Raw genomic sequence first — 16,039 nt, forward strand, 5'->3', positions numbered from 1 at the left:
GTGCCCGTCGACCTTTCAAAACAGCGTGGAAGCAGGAGAGTTGCGTGCTCAAGAAACTGGGAATCAAAGGCCGCGTACTGTTGCTGACCTTACTGCCCACCAGCCTGATGGCTTTGGTACTGGGCGGCTACTTCACCTGGATGCAGCTCTCCGACCTGCAGACCCAACTGCTGCAGCGCGGCGAAATGATCGCCGAACAACTGGCCTCCCTGGTGGCGCCGGCGATGGGCAACCGCAACTCGCCGATGCTCGAACGCATCGCCACCCAAGCCCTGGAACAGCAGGACGTACGCGCGGTGTCATTCCTTGCCCCCGATCGCACGCTCATGGCCCACGCCGGCCCCAGCATGCTCAATCCACCGCCCAGCGATAACAGCACCCACATCATGCAACGCAGTGGTAATGACGCGACCCGCTACCAACTGCCGGTCTTCGGCCGCCACCGCAATCTGGCCGGTGATCTGATCCCCGATGAATCAGACCGTTTGCTGGGCTGGGTGGAATTGGAGCTGTCCCACAGCGGCATGCTGTTGCGCGGTTACCGCAGCCTGTTCGCCAGTCTGCTGTTGATTGCCGCCGGCCTGGCCGGTGCAGCCCTGCTGGCAGTGCGCATGGGGCGGACCATCAACAACCCGCTGACCCAGATCAAGCAGGCCGTGGCGCAACTCAAGGACGGCAACCTGGAAACCCGCTTGCCACCCCTGGGCAGCCACGAACTGGATGAACTGGCCTCGGGCATCAATCGCATGGCCAGCACCCTGCAAAATGCCCAGGAAGAATTGCAACACAGCATCGATCAGGCCACCGAAGACGTGCGCCAGAACCTGGAAACCATCGAGATCCAGAACATCGAGCTGGATCTGGCGCGCAAGGAGGCCCTGGAGGCCAGCCGGATCAAGTCGGAATTCCTGGCCAACATGAGCCATGAGATCCGCACGCCCCTCAACGGTATTCTCGGTTTCACCCACCTGCTGCAGAAAAGCGAGCTGACGCCGCGCCAGCTGGACTACCTGGGCACCATCGAAAAGTCCGCCGACAGCCTGTTGGGGATCATCAACGAGATCCTCGACTTCTCGAAAATCGAAGCCGGCAAGCTGGTGCTCGACAGCATTCCCTTCAACCTGCGGGACTTGCTGCAGGACACCCTGACCATCCTCGCCCCGGCAGCCCACGCCAAGCAGCTGGAACTGGTGAGCCTGGTCTATCGGGATACGCCTTTGTCCCTGGTGGGCGATCCACTGCGGCTCAAGCAGATCCTCACCAATCTGGTGAGCAACGCCATCAAGTTCACCCGCGAAGGCACCATCGTCGCCCGGGCGATGCTGGAAGAAGAACACGAAGACAGCGTGCAACTGCGCATCAGCATTCAAGACACCGGCATCGGCCTGTCCAACCAGGATGTTCGCGCTCTGTTCCAGGCCTTCAGCCAGGCCGACAACTCGCTGTCGCGGCAACCCGGCGGCACCGGGCTGGGGCTGGTGATCTCCAAGCGCCTGATCGAACAGATGGGTGGCGAAATCGGAGTCGACAGCACCCCGGGCGAAGGCTCGGAATTCTGGATCAGCCTGAACCTGCCGAAAACCCGCGATGACGCCGAGGACCTGCCGGGTCCGCCATTGCTGGGGCGACGCGTAGCGGTGCTGGAGAATCACGAACTGGCCCGTCAGGCCCTGCAGCATCAACTGGAAGACTGCGGCCTGGAAGTGACCCCGTTCAACACCCTGGACGCCCTGACCAATGGCATTACTGGCGTACACCAAAGCGACCAGGCCATTGACCTGGCGGTGCTCGGCATCACCACCAACGACATGTCTCCCGAACGCCTGAGCCAGCACATCTGGGACCTGGAACACCTGGGCTGCAAAGTCCTGGTGCTGTGCCCGACCACCGAACAGACGCTGTTCCACCTGTCGGTCCCCAACCCCCACAGCCAGTTGCAGGCCAAGCCGGCCTGCACCCGCAAACTGCGTCGTGCCCTGTCTGACCTGGTCACCCCGCGCCGGGCCCGCAGCGAGCCGGAGGAAAGCCTCTCCAGCCGTGCGCCACGGGTCCTGTGTGTCGACGACAACCCGGCCAACCTGCTGCTGATCCAGACCTTGCTGGAGGACATGGGCGCCAAGGTGCTGGCGGTGGACAACGGTTACGCTGCCCTGAACGCGATCCAGAACGAACCTTTCGACCTGGTGATGATGGACGTGCAAATGCCGGGCATGGACGGCCGACAAAGTACCGAGGCGATCCGCCAATGGGAAAGCGAGCGCCATGGCACGCCACTGCCCATCGTGGCCCTGACCGCCCATGCCATGGCCAACGAAAAACGCGCCCTGCTGCAAAGCGGCATGGACGATTACCTGACCAAGCCCATCAGTGAACGGCAGCTGGCCCAGGTGGTACTGAAATGGACCGGGCTGGCCTTGCGCAATCAGGGCCCGGAGCGAGCCAATGAACGCTCGGAACTGAACCTGGAGCTGCAAGTGCTGGATCAGGACGAAGGCCTGCGCCTGGCGGCCGGCAAGGCTGATCTGGCGGCGGACATGCTGGCCATGTTGCTGGCCTCACTGGAGGCCGATCGCGAGGCGATCAACGCCGCTCGTGCAGCCAACGACCACAGCGCCCTGATCGAACGGGTCCACCGCCTGCACGGAGCCACCCGATATTGCGGAGTGCCGCAGTTGCGCGCCGCCTGCCAGCGCAGCGAAACCCTGCTCAAGCAGGAAGACGTCAAAGCCTTTGCCGCTCTGGATGAGCTGGACCACGCCATCAGCCGTCTCGCCGCCGAAGCGCGGATCAACGCCTGATCCAGGACAAGACCTGCCCGGCGCCCGGCCTGCATGCTGGGTGCACCGACCAAGGATGCAAGCATGCGTACGATTCTTTTCAGCAGCCAGACCTACGACCGTGAAAGTTTTCTCGGCGCCCGCCTGCCCACGGGTATCGAACTGCAATTCCAGGCCGCCCGCCTGAGCCTGGACACCGCGGCCCTGGCCGAGCGCCATGAAGTGGTCTGCGCCTTTATCAACGACGACCTGAGCGCTCCGGTGCTGGAGCAACTGGCCGCCGGCGGTACCCGGCTGATCGCCCTGCGCTCAGCCGGCTACAACCATGTCGACCTGCCCGCCGCCAAGCGCCTGGGCCTGGATGTGGTCCGGGTCCCGGCCTACTCGCCCCATGCCGTGGCGGAACATGCGGTGGCCCTGATCCTGGCGCTGAACCGACGCCTGCATCGAGCCTACAATCGCACCCGTGAAGGCGACTTCACCCTTCACGGCCTGACCGGCTTCGACCTGGTGGGCAAGACCGTGGGCATTGTCGGCACCGGGCAGATCGGCGCCACCTTCGCTCGCATCATGGCCGGCTTCGGCTGCCAATTGCTGGCTTACGACCCCTTCCCCAACCCTGCCGTCGAGGCCCTGGGGGCCCGCTACCTGAGCCTGCCGGAGCTACTGGCCCAGGCGCAGATCATCAGCCTGCACTGCCCACTCACCAACGACAGTCGCTACCTGATCAACCAGGACAGCCTGGCGCACATGCAGCCCGGGGCCATGCTGATCAATACCGGGCGGGGCGGCCTGGTGGATACACCGGCGCTGATCGACGCGCTCAAGAGCGGCCAACTGGGTTACCTGGGGCTGGACGTCTATGAAGAGGAAGCCCAGCTGTTCTTCGAGGACCGTTCCGACCTGCCCCTGCAGGATGACGTGCTGGCCCGGCTGCTGACCTTCCCCAATGTGATAGTCACCGCGCACCAGGCCTTCCTGACCCATGAGGCCCTGGCGGCCATCGCCGACACCACGTTGCACAACATCGCCAGCTGGGCTGCGGGCCAGCCGCAAAATCAGGTCCGTGGCTGAAATCCCGGTCACGGCCTGATCGAAGGTCGCCTGCCCGCAACCTGCGGCGCAGGGGCCCGTGCTAGCATACGCGGCAGATTTGGAGGACCCATGGTCGAACACGATTTCCGCTACAACCTGATGAACCCGCAACACACCCTGATCGAATGCCGCGCCCTGGTACCGGGTCGTTATCAAGTCACCGGCAACGGTGGTTCGATCCGTACCGACGACGTGCTGCTGGTCACACTCAAGGGCAGCAAGGACCTGTCCATGCGCCTGACAGTCGACACCGTCCGCCACCTGATCAATCCGGTTGGCCAATGGGTCGCCGTGGCCCGTGGCCCGGTATTCGGCGAACTGGCAATTCATCAATGGCAAGTCAACTGCGACAGCTGCACAGCAGAACTGAACTTCGAGTTCGCAGTGGACGCCAAGCTCGGCACCAAGGCCCAGAAGCCTGCCGCCAGCGCACGAATTGCCGAGCTGGGCTGGGCCAGTGAGGGTGAACGCCACCTCTGCCCGAAATGCCAGCAGGCCGGCCAATGAAACGCCTGGCGCTGACTGCGGCACTGGGGGCCGGCCTGATGGGCTGCGCCGCCGAGCCGCTGAAGCTGCAGCAGGATCGCAGTTACGTCCTGGAATGGATCGGCGAACGGCCACTGATCGATTACAGCCACCTGACCATTACCTTGGGTGAAGACGGTCGCGCCTATGGCAATGGCGGCTGCAACCACTGGTTCGCGCCTTACACTCTGGACGGCGAAAAGCTTCGTTTCGGCAAGGTAGGCAGCACCCGCAAACTCTGTGCTCCAGCCTTGATGGAGCAGGAACGGCGCTTCCTCCAGGCCCTGGAAAGCGTGGAGCGCTGGGATGTTTCGCCGATCGAGCAAGTACGCTTCTGGCCTGCCGAAGGCAAGCCGCTGCGCTGGTGGCTGGAAGAAGGCTGATCCGAACCGGGGCAGGTTGACCCCAACGCCTGCGGCCGCCGACGCTATCAGCGGCTGCAGGCAGTCACCCATCAATGACCGCGCAGGGCCTGCAATTTTGCCAGTACACCCGCGGCGGTCTGCTCGCCCAGCAGTTGCTCACGCACCTTGCCCTTGTCGTCAATGATGTAGGTCACCGGCAGCGCCTCGCTGCGTGGCAAATCGAAGAGTTGCTCGGGATTCTGCGCCAGCACCGTGAACTTGATCCCCAGCTTCTCACTGGCGCTCTTGAGCTCCTCGCCCTGCACATTGTCAAAATTGACCCCCAGCACGGTGGCCGACTGCCCTTTGAGCTGCTCGTTCAGGGCATTCAATTCCGGCACTTCTGTGCGGCAAGGCCCGCACCACTCCGCCCAGTAGTTGAGCACCAGCCATTGCTTGTCGAGGCGCTCGGCGGCGACTTTCTGGCCGTATTGGTCGACCCCGTAGTCATTCCCGCAGCCGCCCAGCAATAGGGTGGTGAATATCGCCAATGCTGCTGCCAATTGCCTTGCCATGCCGTGCTTCCTGTATTGAAGGGTGCCTTGAAAAATGATCGATGACCGATAATCGCTGCGACCTATCGACTCCCAAGGTTCAGGAGAGTCCGTCGCGCGGGTAGAATAGCCGCCACCTTACGCAAGATGCGACCCGCACATGACCGATCTGACGCTTTATCACAACCCGCGCTGCTCGAAATCCCGCGGTGCGCTGGAACTCCTGGAACAACGTGGCCTGGCGCCGACCGTGGTCCGCTACCTGGAAACCCCACTGGACGCCACCCAGTTGCACCGCCTGCTGGGCAAGCTCGGCCTCAGTGCGCGCCAACTGTTGCGCACCGGCGAGGATGAGTACAAAGAGCTCAACCTGGCGGACACCCACCTCAGCGAAGAACAACTGATCGCTGCTATCGCCCAACACCCGAAACTCATGGAGCGGCCGATTCTCGAAACCGCCGACAAGGCCATCATCGGGCGCCCACCGGAAAATGTGCTGGAGATCCTGCCGTGAGCGCGCCGTACATCCTGATCCTCTACTACAGCCGCAACGGTTCGACCAACGAGATGGCCCGGCAGATCGCCCGAGGCGTCGAACAGGCCGGCCTGGAAGCGCGCCTGCGCACCGTGCCGGGAGTTTCCACCGAGTGCGAAGCCGTGGCACCGAGCATTCCCGAAAGCGGCGCGCTGTACGCCAGCCTCGACGACCTGAAGCACTGCTCGGGCCTGGCCCTGGGCAGCCCAACTCGCTTCGGCAACATGGCAGCCCCGCTGAAGTACTTTCTAGACGGCACCAGCAACCTCTGGCTGACCGGCGCCCTGGTGGGCAAGCCCGCCGGCGTTTTCACCTCCACCGCCAGCCTGCATGGCGGCCAGGAAGCCACCCTGCTGTCGATGATGCTGCCGCTGTTGCATCACGGCATGCTGATCACCGGCCTGCCCTACAGCGAGTCGGCGTTGCTGGAAACCCGTGGCGGTGGTACGCCTTATGGCGCAAGCCATCATGCCGGGGCGGACGGCAAGAGCCCGCTGGACGAACATGAAATCGCCCTGTGCCGGGCCTTGGGCCTGCGCCTGGCGAAAACCGCTCAGCAATTGGAGAACGGCCGTGGCTAAAAAGCCGAAGATCCTGCCCGCGGTGGAATGGCTGGAACCTCGGGTCCGGATAGCCCGGATCCTCAGCCTGATCTGTTTTTTCGGCCTGATAGGCCTGCTCTGCGTTTACTACCTGCTGCTAGCCGACCTCCACGGCGCCCGGCCCTGGGTGATCCTGCTGATCGAACTGGTGCCCCTGCTGTTGATGGCACCGGGCATGCTCAGCGGCAGTGCTCGCGGACACGCGTGGATGTGCTTTGTGGTCAACCTGTACTTCATCAAGGGGGCTCTGGCGGCCTACGACCCGAATCGCCAACTGTTCGGCCTGCTGGAAATGTTCGCCAGCCTGGCGGTATTCACCTCGGCACTGCTCTACGTACGCTGGCGCTTCCAGCTCAATCGCCGGCTCGCCGGCGAAGGTGCCAACCCGGCCTGACGCCCCGCAACCCTCTGGTTCCCCCGGGCATGACATCGCCCGGGAACCTTGCATCGCCGTTTCGGCGCCCCCACCTTGGTCAGCAGACTTCTTGACCCATACTCCCGAACCAACCCGGAGCAGGCATGCACGATTACAAATGGTTGAACGAATACTGTCTTAATCGCTTCGGTTCCGCCGCAGCCCTGGAAGCCCAGTTGCCGACGCCAGCGAACAACGACTACCTGCGTTCATTGAGCGCTGATCGCTACTTGTCGACCCTGGCGTTGCGGGTTTTTCGCGCCGGGTTGAAACACAGCCTGGTGGACGCCAAATGGCCGGCGTTCGAACAAGTGTTCTTTGGCTTCGATCCAGACAAAGTGGTGCTCATGGGCGCCGAGCATCTGGAGCGACTGATGCAGGACACACGGATCATTCGCCATCTGGGCAAGCTCAAGAGTGTGCCGCGCAATGCCCAGATGATCCTTGATGTAGAAAAGCAGCACGGCAGTTTCGGCGCCTTCATTGCCGACTGGCCGGTCCAGGACATCACTGGGCTCTGGCAATACCTGGCCAAGCACGGCAACCAGATGGGGGGGCTTTCCGCCCCACGTTTCCTGCGCATGGTGGGCAAGGACACGTTCATCCCCACGTGGGACGTCGTGGCGGCACTCAATGCCCAGAACATCATCGACAAGGTGCCCAGCAGCAAGCGTGACCAGGCCCTGGTCCAGGAAGTGTTCAACCAGTGGCAGCAAGAAAGTGGTCGACCACTGTGCCAGCTGTCGGCGATGCTGGCCTACACCGTCAATCACTGATCCCCCGTCACCAACATGGCTCTCTGCCCGGCACAACGGGCAGGGAAACATCCGTTCTCAAACTCCTCCTCCAGCTCAAGCTGACAATAAGCTGAACTAAACGTGGGTTTTTTCTTCCGCTGTTTATTATCGGATAAAGTTCACTTCGCACTTGCCGCAACGATAAGAGCGATAGATAGACAGTTAACTGCAGCCACATTCTGCGGGCCAATAGATGAATAAGGCCCGACAACAAAGCACTGATCAGGCCAACAACCTGAACCCAGGCTGTCAGGTTTAAAAGAACTGTCGCCATTCATTCGTTTTTTTCACATTGCTTTCACTCTCCGCCCACCTGGCCCGACCTAAATTGGCCCCAGTTGCGGCGAGGGCAGCGGTGAGCGCATGCCGTTCTTTTCAGAACTCCTGGCAAAAACCTAATCAGGTAAACGACGTGGTCAATACTGCTGAATCCGGTACTGGCGGCAAGACAATCCGCAGCGTGCGCATCCTGGCTGGCGTCTGTGGGGCAGCCCTGGCGATCCTCGTCTGCGGCTTTGTCCTGTGGCCAGCCACACCACTGGACCTGGGTGTCGACAACCAGATGCAGCAAGCCGGCTTCTATCGCCACTGGCAAGACGGCGAGGTGATTGCCCTGGTGCGACATGCCGAGCGCTGCGACCGCTCCGCCAATCCCTGCCTGGGGCCTGCCGATGGCATCACCCTGCCAGGAAGCCGCATAGCAAGCGACGTGGGCCAGGCATTCCGCACTCTGGGCATGGCCTCCACCGACGTCATCAGCAGCCCGGCAACCCGTACCCGGCAAACCTCGGAATTCATGTTCAAGCGGCCGGTGCAGACCCAGGACTGGCTGAGCAACTGCGGCAAACACTTCGAAAACCAGATCAAGACGCACAAGTTGTTCAAGCGCAACCTGATCCTGGTTACCCACAGCGATTGCATCAGTGACCTGGAAAGCCAGCTGGGCTTTGAACATGCACTGGCCAGTCATTACGCCAGTTCGCTATTTGTCACCCTGAACGTAAACGGAACCATGGAAGTACTGGGCATTATCAATGCTGAAAGCTGGCGACAAACTCTTAAGGGCCCTCTCGAGTAACTTTCAACTATTTTTAACAACTTCCCAACAGACTTCACTCGAAAAGCAGACACACTCACTCGCCAACTAATTGAGCTTATAAACCCTTGAACCAAGAGAGCGCCCCTCTCACTTACAACAAGGTCTATCAAACAGGCGAAGCCAAGTATATTTTTTAAACCTTGAGAACCCCGGGCACTCGACAACATTTTACAGTTCATCACTCATACCTGATGAATGTAGCGAAGCACCGTTTTCAACACATGACTCAGAGGACACAAATGCAGCGCACTTTACCGCCGCAGGCTAATGGAACAAGCATCACGCCTTCCGGCTATACCGTGGGCGGGAGTACAACCAGCGGCATCCAGCGCTGGGCACTAGCCTCCTTGCTGCTGGCCTTCGCCCTGTTCTACCTGCTGCCGCTGACCAGCCACGGCCTGTGGATTCCGGATGAAACCCGCTATGCACAGATCAGCCAGGAGATGCTGCTTCGCGGGGATTGGGTGTCTCCGCACTTCATGGGCATCCGTTACTTCGAAAAACCCATTGCCGGCTACTGGATGATCGCCATCGGCCAGGCACTGTTCGGTGACAACCTGTTCGGCGTGCGTGTTGCCTCGGCCCTGAGCACCGGCCTGAGCGTACTGCTGGCTTACCTGATCACTCGCCGGATCTGGAACGACCCGCGCAAGAGTTTTGCCGCCGCCCTGCTTTACATGAGCTTCGGTCTGATCGCCGGGCAAGCCGGGTACTCCAATCTCGATCCCCAATTCACCTTATGGGTCAACCTCAGTCTGGTGGCGCTCTGGTTCGCCCTGGACAGCCAGACACCACGCGGCCGCTTGCTGGCCTGGGGCACCTTGGGCGCCGCCTGCGGCATGGGTTTCATGACCAAGGGCTTCCTGGCCTGGCTGCTGCCGGTACTGATCGCCCTGCCCTACATGCTCTGGCAACGACGTTTCGGCGAGTTGCTGCGCTTTGGCCTGGTGGCCGTGCTGGTGGCGATTGCCATCAGCCTGCCCTGGGTCTTGAGCATTCATGCCCATGAACCCGATTTCTGGCGGTTTTTCTTCTGGCATGAGCATATCCGCCGCTTTGCCGCCGACAATGCGCAGCACACTCGCCCCTGGTGGTTCTACCTGCCGTTGCTGGTGGTTTCGAGCCTGCCCTGGGCGGCCTTGCTGCCAGGCACCCTGATTCAGGCCTGGAAGGACAAGCACCAGGCGGCCACCGGTTACCTGCTGTTGTGGTTGCTGCTGCCGCTGGCGTTCTTCAGCCTGAGCCGCGGCAAGCTGCCGACCTACATCATGCCCTGCCTGCTGCCCTTGGCCGTGCTCATGGGCCATGCACTGATCCAGTGGATCAGTGCAGGCAAGGCCCGAACTGTTCGCCTCAACAGTCTGCTCAACCTACTGATCGGCGTCGCTGCATTAGTGGCGCTGGTGGTGATCCAGATCACCCGCCCGGTGTACGACCACGACGAAATGCTCAGCCTGTCCCTGGTGTTCATCATGCTCATGGGCTGGATCATCGCCAACCTGCTGCCGGCCTCCAGGCCGCTCAACTACTGGGCAGCACCGGCCCTGGGCATCTGGCTGCTGGTGGCGCTGCTGCCTGCGGGAATGCCTGGTTTGATCGTGCACAACAAGATGCCGGACCAGTTCATCAAGGAGCACCTTGCGCAACTCCAGCAGACCCACAGCCTGTTGAGCAATGACCTGGGAGCGGCCTCAGCACTGGCCTGGCGCCTGCAACGCCCGGACGTGGCGCTGTACAACACCGAGGGCGAATTGAAATACGGCCTGGCCTACCCTGAATCGACCCAGCGCAAGGTCAGCATGGCCGACGTTGGCCAATGGATCAGCGACGCGCGCAAACAGGGATCGGTGGGTGTGGTGATGCGGGTCAAGGACGTACTGGAGAACGAAGAAGTCGCCCTGCTGCCGCCGGGCGGCAAGCGCTACGAGCAAGGCAACATGCTGATCCTGATCCTGCCGGCCACTCAACCCTGACCAAGCTGCCCAAACGCCTGCCTGAGAGCGTCAGCGTCGACCACCATCGGCGCTGGCATTCCTGGTCCTTTCCTTCCACCACCCGGCCTGCGCCAAACCACCCATGAAAATCTGCAATAGCGAACGCAAGGATCTGATCCTGCTTCTGGGCGTCAGCGCCCTGATCCTGCTGCTCGGCCTGGGCTCCCGTGAGCTGTGGGGGGCGGAAACCCGCTGGGCCAACATTGCCTTGCAGATGCTGCAGAGTGGCGACTACTTCGACCCCTATCTCAAGGGCGCCCCCTATTACGACAAACCCCTGCCGTCCTACTGGTTGATCACCGCCAGCGCCTGGCTGACCGGGGGCCTGGGGCACTGGTCGCTGCGGCTGTCCTCGGTGCTCGCCGGGTGGCTGAGCATCTGGCTGGTATACCTGCTTGGCGAGCAATTGTTTCACAAGGGCACCGGGCTGATCGCCGGCTGGATGCTGGCCACCACCTTCTACTTTGCATTCTGGGCCCGGGTGGCCACCGCGGACATTCTCACCGTCTGCGGGGTCTTGGCAGCAGTGTGGTGGTACTGGCGAGGGCCAGAAGACACTCGCTTGAGTCGCTATTGCCTGTTCTTCCTGCTGTTGGCGGCGACTTCGCTGCTCAAGGGACTGATCGGTTTCGTCCTGCCGGGGCTGATCCTGCTGCCACACTTGCTGAGCCAGGGACGCTGGAAGCGTCACCTCAATCCGCGCCTGTGCCTGGCGTTGCTGATGGCTGCCCTGCTGTACATGGTGCCGTTCGTGCTCTCGCACCTGTATGGCGCCCCGACCTACGCTGAAAGCGGGCTGAGCCTGGTATTCCGGGAGAATGTGCAACGCTTCTTCGATCCTTTCGACCATATCGGACCGATCTATACCTACCTGATCTACCTGCCGGCCTACACCTTGCCCTGGGCGCCCTGCTGGGTACTCGGCCTCTGGGTAGCGGCGCGTCACTGGCGCCAGCTACAACCCAATGAGCGCTGGCTGGTCTGGGCCCTGGGTTTGTTGTTCCTGTTCTTCACTGCCAGTGGCAGTCGGCGCAGCTATTACGTCCTGCCTCTGGTGCCGTTCGCCCAGCTGTTAGGGGCCTGGTGGCTGAACCGCCACCTGCTCCAACGACGCGCCAGCGGCAAGCCCAGCGAACGCGGCTGGGCCATAGGCTTTGCCAGCGCAGCGGTGGTTCTGCTGCTGGTGCTGGGGGTGGCCTACCCCTGGAGCAACGGCGGAGGCGGTGTCATCCAGTTCGGCACGCAGGTCAGGGCCGAAGCAAGCCGGATTGCCCCCTGGCATCAATGGCGGATGGTGATGGTCGAGGTGGATAACAAAGTGCCGCTGTACCTGCAGAATCAGGGAGCGCCCTTCTACTACGTCGCCGAAACCCAGGACTTCCCGCGCTCTGGCACCAGCGCAGACTTCATGGCCTGGCTGGACAGGACCAGCGGCCAGCATTGGGACCCCCAGCGCACGCTGATCCTGGTGCAACAGCGTGAGAATGAACCGTTGATGCTCGGCTACCTGGGCAAGGATCATCAACTGGTGCGCACACTGCCGACCAACGGTGAACGGCTGGCGAAAAGAAAAGCCGAGGGCAGTGTTGCTTTCATTCCTCAGGCTCTCGGGGACTGAAGCCCCCCTCGCCACGCCGGATAGCAACCGGCATGACGATAAAGACTCAGCGAGTGCGGATCAGAGATTGACCACGTTGACGAAACGCGGCGTGGCGCTGTCGTCAATGCGCAGGCTGGCGAAGTCGAACAGATTGCGATCCGCCAGTTGCGAAGGGATCACGTTCTGCAGGCCGCGGAAAATGCTCTCAGTACGCCCCGGGCTCTTGCGCTCCCAGTCCTGGAGCATCTCCTTGACCACCTGACGCTGCAGGTTCTCCTGGGAACCACAGAGGTTGCAGGGAATGATCGGGAATTGCTTGAGATCGGAGTAGGCCTGAATGTCCTTCTCGCTGCAGTAGGCCAGCGGGCGGATCACCACATTGCGCCCGTCATCGGCCAGCAGCTTGGGCGGCATGGCCTTGAGCGAACCGTTGTAGAACATGTTGAGGAAGAAGGTCTCGACGATGTCGTCACGATGGTGACCGAGGGCCATCTTGGTGGCGCCGATCTCGTCGGCGAAGGTGTACAGGGTGCCACGACGCAGGCGCGAGCACAGCGAGCAGGTGGTCTTGCCTTCCGGGATCAGCTCCTTGACCACCGAGTAAGTGTCCTTCTCGACGATGTGGTACTCGATCCCCAATTCCTTGAGGTAGGCCGGCAGTACATGCTCGGGAAAACCGGGTTGCTTCTGGTCCATGTTCACCGCGACGATCTCGAACTTGATCGGCGCCACCTTCTGCAGGTGCAACAGCACGTCGAGCATGGTGTAGCTGTCCTTGCCGCCGGACAGGCAGACCATGACCTTGTCGCCCTCTTCGATCATGTTGAAATCGGCGACCGCTTCGCCCGCCAGTCGGCGAAGGCGTTTCTGCAGTTTGTTCTGGTTGACCGTAAGAGTGCCCATGGCGCTTGGAATCCGCGAGGTATGTGACGAAAAGCCGAATATTTTACGCAAAAACCCCGTCCCCTTGAAAGCGTCGAAACGTAGCGCCCCCCGGGGCCGCGCTGACAGACAGGACAGCGATTACCCTGGGGTTTTACAGCGCGATTTGCTCTAAAGGTGCGCACATCTGACGAAAACTCCTCCCTATACTGCGACATAAGGTCGCATGCATATATAGACCTATACTGACTGTGCCACTTGGCTGTAAGCGCTCCGTTGGGGGGCGATGGCAACAATGAAAGGAGTGACTGACCATGATTCATCATGTCGTAGGACTCTTCACCCACCCCGATCAGGAATGGCGAGAAATCCGTGGCGATGCAGAAGAAAGCATCAGCCACATGTACCTGACCCACACGCTGATTCTGGCGGCGATCCCCGCTATCTCGGCCTTTATCGGCACCACCCAGGTCGGCTGGGTCATTGGCAACCGCGCGCCGGTGATGCTGACCATGGAAAGCGCCCTGTGGATGACCATCATGTCTTACCTGGCCATGCTTGGCGGCGTGGCGGTGATGGGTGCTTTCATCCACTGGATGGCCCGGACCTATGACGCCAACCCGAGCCTGGCGCGCTGCGTCGCCTTTGCCACCTACACCGCAACACCGCTGTTCGTCGGCGGCCTGGCGGCGCTGTATCCGCATATGTGGCTGGGGATGATCGTCGGCACGGCGGCGATCTGCTACACGGTGTACCTGCTCTACGTCGGGCTACCGACCTTCATGAACATCCCATCGGACGAAGGATTCCTGTTTTCCAGCTCGGTCCTGGCGGTAGGACTGGTGGTGCTGGTAGCGATCATGGCCTTCACCGTGATTGTCTGGGGCCTGGGCGTCGGCCCCGTGTACACCAACTGACGCCGCACCAATAATAATCCTCCATCTGCCAACACAGGCCGCCGCAAGGCGGCCTTCTTAATGGGCGCTCCTGCGACCATTCGGCGCCTGGGCGATTCGGATTAGCCGCTCTTTGCGGCATACTCAGCCGCTCTGGAGAGCCGTTAAGCATGCCCGAGCAACTCAATACCCGCGTCGAAGACTGTTTCCTACTCGCTGAATCCTTTTTCAAACGTCCTTTCAAACGCCCGGTGGTCAGCCTCAAATTACGAGGCCAGAAAGCCGGCGTTGCCCACTTGCACGAAAACCTGCTGCGCTTCAATCCCCAGCTGTACCGGGAAAACAGCGAAGACTTTCTCAAGCAGACCGTGGCCCACGAAGTCGCGCACCTGATCGCTCATCAGTTGTTTGGCGAACGCATTCAGCCCCACGGCGAGGAGTGGCAACTGATCATGCGCGGGGTGTATGAACTGCCGCCCAATCGTTGCCACACTTATGAAGTCAAACGCCGCAGCGTGACCCGCTACATCTACCGCTGCCCCTGCGCCGAGAGCGATTTTCCGTTTTCAGCGCAACGCCACAAGCTGGTGGCCCAGGGACGTCGCTACCTGTGCCGACGCTGTCGGCACACCCTGGTGTACAGCGGCGAAACCCGGGTCGAGTGATGGCGTCAACGCGCTTCGCCGGCAGGCCGACGCCTAGGCAATGACCTGGCTGCGTCGCAGTTCCTCGATACGTTCAGCGCTGTAGCCAAGCTCCGCCAGCACCTGATCGGAATGGGCGCCCAGCCTGGCGCCGATATGCCGCGGTTCGGGCAAACCGTCGGAGAATTTCAGCGGACATGCCATCTGGGTCTGGAGGCTACCGTCTTCCCGGGGGACCTGGCTCAGCAGTTGCCGAGCCTGCAATTGGGGGTGCTCCACCGCCTCGGCCAGGCTGAGCACTGGTTCGACACAAGCGTCGAGCCCGGCGAACAACTGGCACAGCTGGGCAAAGTCATGTTTCTCGAACTCGATCTGCAAGGCCTGCTTGAGGGCCCTTTGCTGCTCGGGCAAGGGGGACAAACTCTGGGCCGCCAGTTCTGGCCGCCCCAGGGCCTGACACAGCTGCTGCATGAACACCGGTTCCAGGCTGCCCACCGATAGCCAACGACCATCACGGCTGCGGTAGTAGTCGTAGAAGCTCCCGCCATTGAGCACCTGCTGTTCCATCCCCGGCTCTACCCCGCAGGCCAGGTAACCGGCTCCGGCCATGGCGTTCAGGCTGAACACGCAATCGGTCATGCTGATATCCAGGTGCTGGCCCTGGCCGCTATGCTGCCGGGCGATCACTGCCGCCAGCAGGCCGATCACACCGTGCAGCGAGCCCCCGGCAATATCCGCCGCCTGGATGCCCAGAGGCAACGGCCCCTGGTCGCGGCGTCCGGTCTGGCTGGCGAGCCCGGCCAGGGCCAGGTAGTTGATATCGTGCCCGGCGCGGTCCTTGTAGGGTCCGGTCTGGCCATAACCGGTAATGGAGACGTAGATCAGCCGCGGGTTGATCGCCTTCAAGGCCTCGTACCCCAACCCCAGGCGCTCCATCACGCCCGGTCGAAACTGTTCGAGAACGATGTCGTGGTCCTGCAGCAGTTGCCGGATCACCTCCAGCGCCTCGGGCCGCTTGAGGTCCAGGGCCAGGCTGCGCTTGTTGCGGTTGAGATAGGCGTGACTGGCGGACACACCGTGGTCGTGGGGTGGCAGCACCCGCAGCAGGTCCATGCGGGTTGGCGACTCGATGCGCAATACCTCGGCCCCCATGTCCGCCAGCAGCAGCGAGGCGAACGGCCCCGGCAACAGGGTGGAGAAATCCAGTACCTTGAGTGACGCCAACGGCCCTTGCATGTGCCCTCTCCTCTTGATCGATTGCTTCAGAGTAGGCAGCCGCG

Annotated in this window: 16 protein-coding genes; 13 read left to right on the plus strand and 3 right to left on the minus strand. The window is 61.7% G+C overall.

The features are described from left to right. Positions 1–44: 44 nt before the first annotated feature. The 4 genes from PFZ56_RS27620 (at position 45) to PFZ56_RS27635 (ending at position 4,780) form a co-directional block, all read left to right on the plus strand. Positions 45–2,798 carry a response regulator gene (locus PFZ56_RS27620; RefSeq protein WP_110594713.1) on the plus strand — a complete coding sequence of 918 codons (2,754 nt, stop codon included), beginning with the start codon at positions 45–47 and terminating at the stop codon, positions 2,796–2,798. A 63-nt stretch (positions 2,799–2,861) separates the two neighbouring features. Beyond that, positions 2,862–3,851 (plus strand): 2-hydroxyacid dehydrogenase, encoded by a 990-nt coding sequence (locus PFZ56_RS27625; RefSeq protein WP_102880563.1) that lies wholly within the window; start codon positions 2,862–2,864, stop codon positions 3,849–3,851. 90 nt (positions 3,852–3,941) lie between these two features. Beyond that, a complete protein-coding gene (locus tag PFZ56_RS27630) occupies positions 3,942–4,379 on the plus strand; it encodes a hypothetical protein (protein ID WP_102860734.1) in 438 nt (145 codons plus the stop codon). Next, on the plus strand, positions 4,376–4,780 hold the full coding sequence (locus tag PFZ56_RS27635; RefSeq protein WP_102860733.1) for an META domain-containing protein: 405 nt from the start codon (positions 4,376–4,378) through the stop codon (positions 4,778–4,780). The genes PFZ56_RS27630 and PFZ56_RS27635 overlap by 4 nt, the downstream gene beginning before the upstream one ends. Before the next feature lie 71 nt (positions 4,781–4,851). Here the strand turns inward: PFZ56_RS27635 and PFZ56_RS27640 are convergent, their stop codons facing one another. Next, complete coding sequence (locus PFZ56_RS27640) at positions 4,852–5,316, minus strand: TlpA disulfide reductase family protein (protein WP_102880564.1); 465 nt, start codon at positions 5,314–5,316, stop codon at positions 4,852–4,854. A 139-nt stretch (positions 5,317–5,455) separates the two neighbouring features. Here PFZ56_RS27640 and arsC point away from each other — a divergent pair, with 139 nt between their 5' ends. The 7 genes from arsC (at position 5,456) to PFZ56_RS27675 (ending at position 12,355) form a co-directional block, all read left to right on the plus strand. Next, positions 5,456–5,809: an arsenate reductase (glutaredoxin) gene (gene arsC, locus PFZ56_RS27645; protein WP_102880565.1), complete on the plus strand. Its 354-nt coding sequence runs from the start codon at positions 5,456–5,458 to the stop codon at positions 5,807–5,809. Then, on the plus strand, positions 5,806–6,411 hold the full coding sequence (wrbA, locus tag PFZ56_RS27650; RefSeq protein WP_102860730.1) for an NAD(P)H:quinone oxidoreductase: 606 nt from the start codon (positions 5,806–5,808) through the stop codon (positions 6,409–6,411). The genes arsC and wrbA overlap by 4 nt, the downstream gene beginning before the upstream one ends. Next, positions 6,404–6,826: a DUF2069 domain-containing protein gene (locus PFZ56_RS27655; RefSeq protein ID WP_110594719.1), complete on the plus strand. Its 423-nt coding sequence runs from the start codon at positions 6,404–6,406 to the stop codon at positions 6,824–6,826. The genes wrbA and PFZ56_RS27655 overlap by 8 nt, the downstream gene beginning before the upstream one ends. A 125-nt stretch (positions 6,827–6,951) precedes the next feature. Further along, positions 6,952–7,623 (plus strand): DNA-3-methyladenine glycosylase I, encoded by a 672-nt coding sequence (locus PFZ56_RS27660; protein ID WP_102880567.1) that lies wholly within the window; start codon positions 6,952–6,954, stop codon positions 7,621–7,623. A 433-nt stretch (positions 7,624–8,056) separates the two neighbouring features. Further along, complete coding sequence (locus tag PFZ56_RS27665) at positions 8,057–8,722, plus strand: histidine phosphatase family protein (protein ID WP_265073594.1); 666 nt, start codon at positions 8,057–8,059, stop codon at positions 8,720–8,722. Between the two features lie 242 nt (positions 8,723–8,964). After that, a complete protein-coding gene (gene arnT / locus PFZ56_RS27670) occupies positions 8,965–10,716 on the plus strand; it encodes a lipid IV(A) 4-amino-4-deoxy-L-arabinosyltransferase (protein WP_170001927.1) in 1,752 nt (583 codons plus the stop codon). A 103-nt stretch (positions 10,717–10,819) separates the two neighbouring features. After that, positions 10,820–12,355 carry a glycosyltransferase family 39 protein gene (locus tag PFZ56_RS27675; RefSeq protein ID WP_123394136.1) on the plus strand — a complete coding sequence of 512 codons (1,536 nt, stop codon included), beginning with the start codon at positions 10,820–10,822 and terminating at the stop codon, positions 12,353–12,355. Between the two features lie 60 nt (positions 12,356–12,415). Here PFZ56_RS27675 and ttcA read toward each other — a convergent pair whose 3' ends face one another. Then, positions 12,416–13,240, minus strand: coding sequence for a tRNA 2-thiocytidine(32) synthetase TtcA (ttcA, locus tag PFZ56_RS27680; protein WP_110651466.1), 825 nt, complete (start codon positions 13,238–13,240; stop codon positions 12,416–12,418). 293 nt (positions 13,241–13,533) lie between these two features. Between ttcA and PFZ56_RS27685 the strand changes: the two genes are divergently transcribed. Next, positions 13,534–14,136 carry a Yip1 family protein gene (locus PFZ56_RS27685; RefSeq protein WP_102860723.1) on the plus strand — a complete coding sequence of 201 codons (603 nt, stop codon included), beginning with the start codon at positions 13,534–13,536 and terminating at the stop codon, positions 14,134–14,136. Between the two features lie 149 nt (positions 14,137–14,285). Beyond that, positions 14,286–14,780: a SprT family zinc-dependent metalloprotease gene (locus PFZ56_RS27690; RefSeq protein WP_102880572.1), complete on the plus strand. Its 495-nt coding sequence runs from the start codon at positions 14,286–14,288 to the stop codon at positions 14,778–14,780. 33 nt (positions 14,781–14,813) lie between these two features. On the opposite strand, the gene PFZ56_RS27695 is transcribed toward PFZ56_RS27690, so the two are convergent. Further along, positions 14,814–15,995 (minus strand): CaiB/BaiF CoA-transferase family protein, encoded by a 1,182-nt coding sequence (locus PFZ56_RS27695; protein WP_170001929.1) that lies wholly within the window; start codon positions 15,993–15,995, stop codon positions 14,814–14,816. Positions 15,996–16,039: the final 44 nt, after the last annotated feature.

Source organism: Pseudomonas danubii (genome assembly GCF_042980055.1).
In the GTDB taxonomy this organism is placed as follows: domain Bacteria; phylum Pseudomonadota; class Gammaproteobacteria; order Pseudomonadales; family Pseudomonadaceae; genus Aquipseudomonas; species Aquipseudomonas danubii.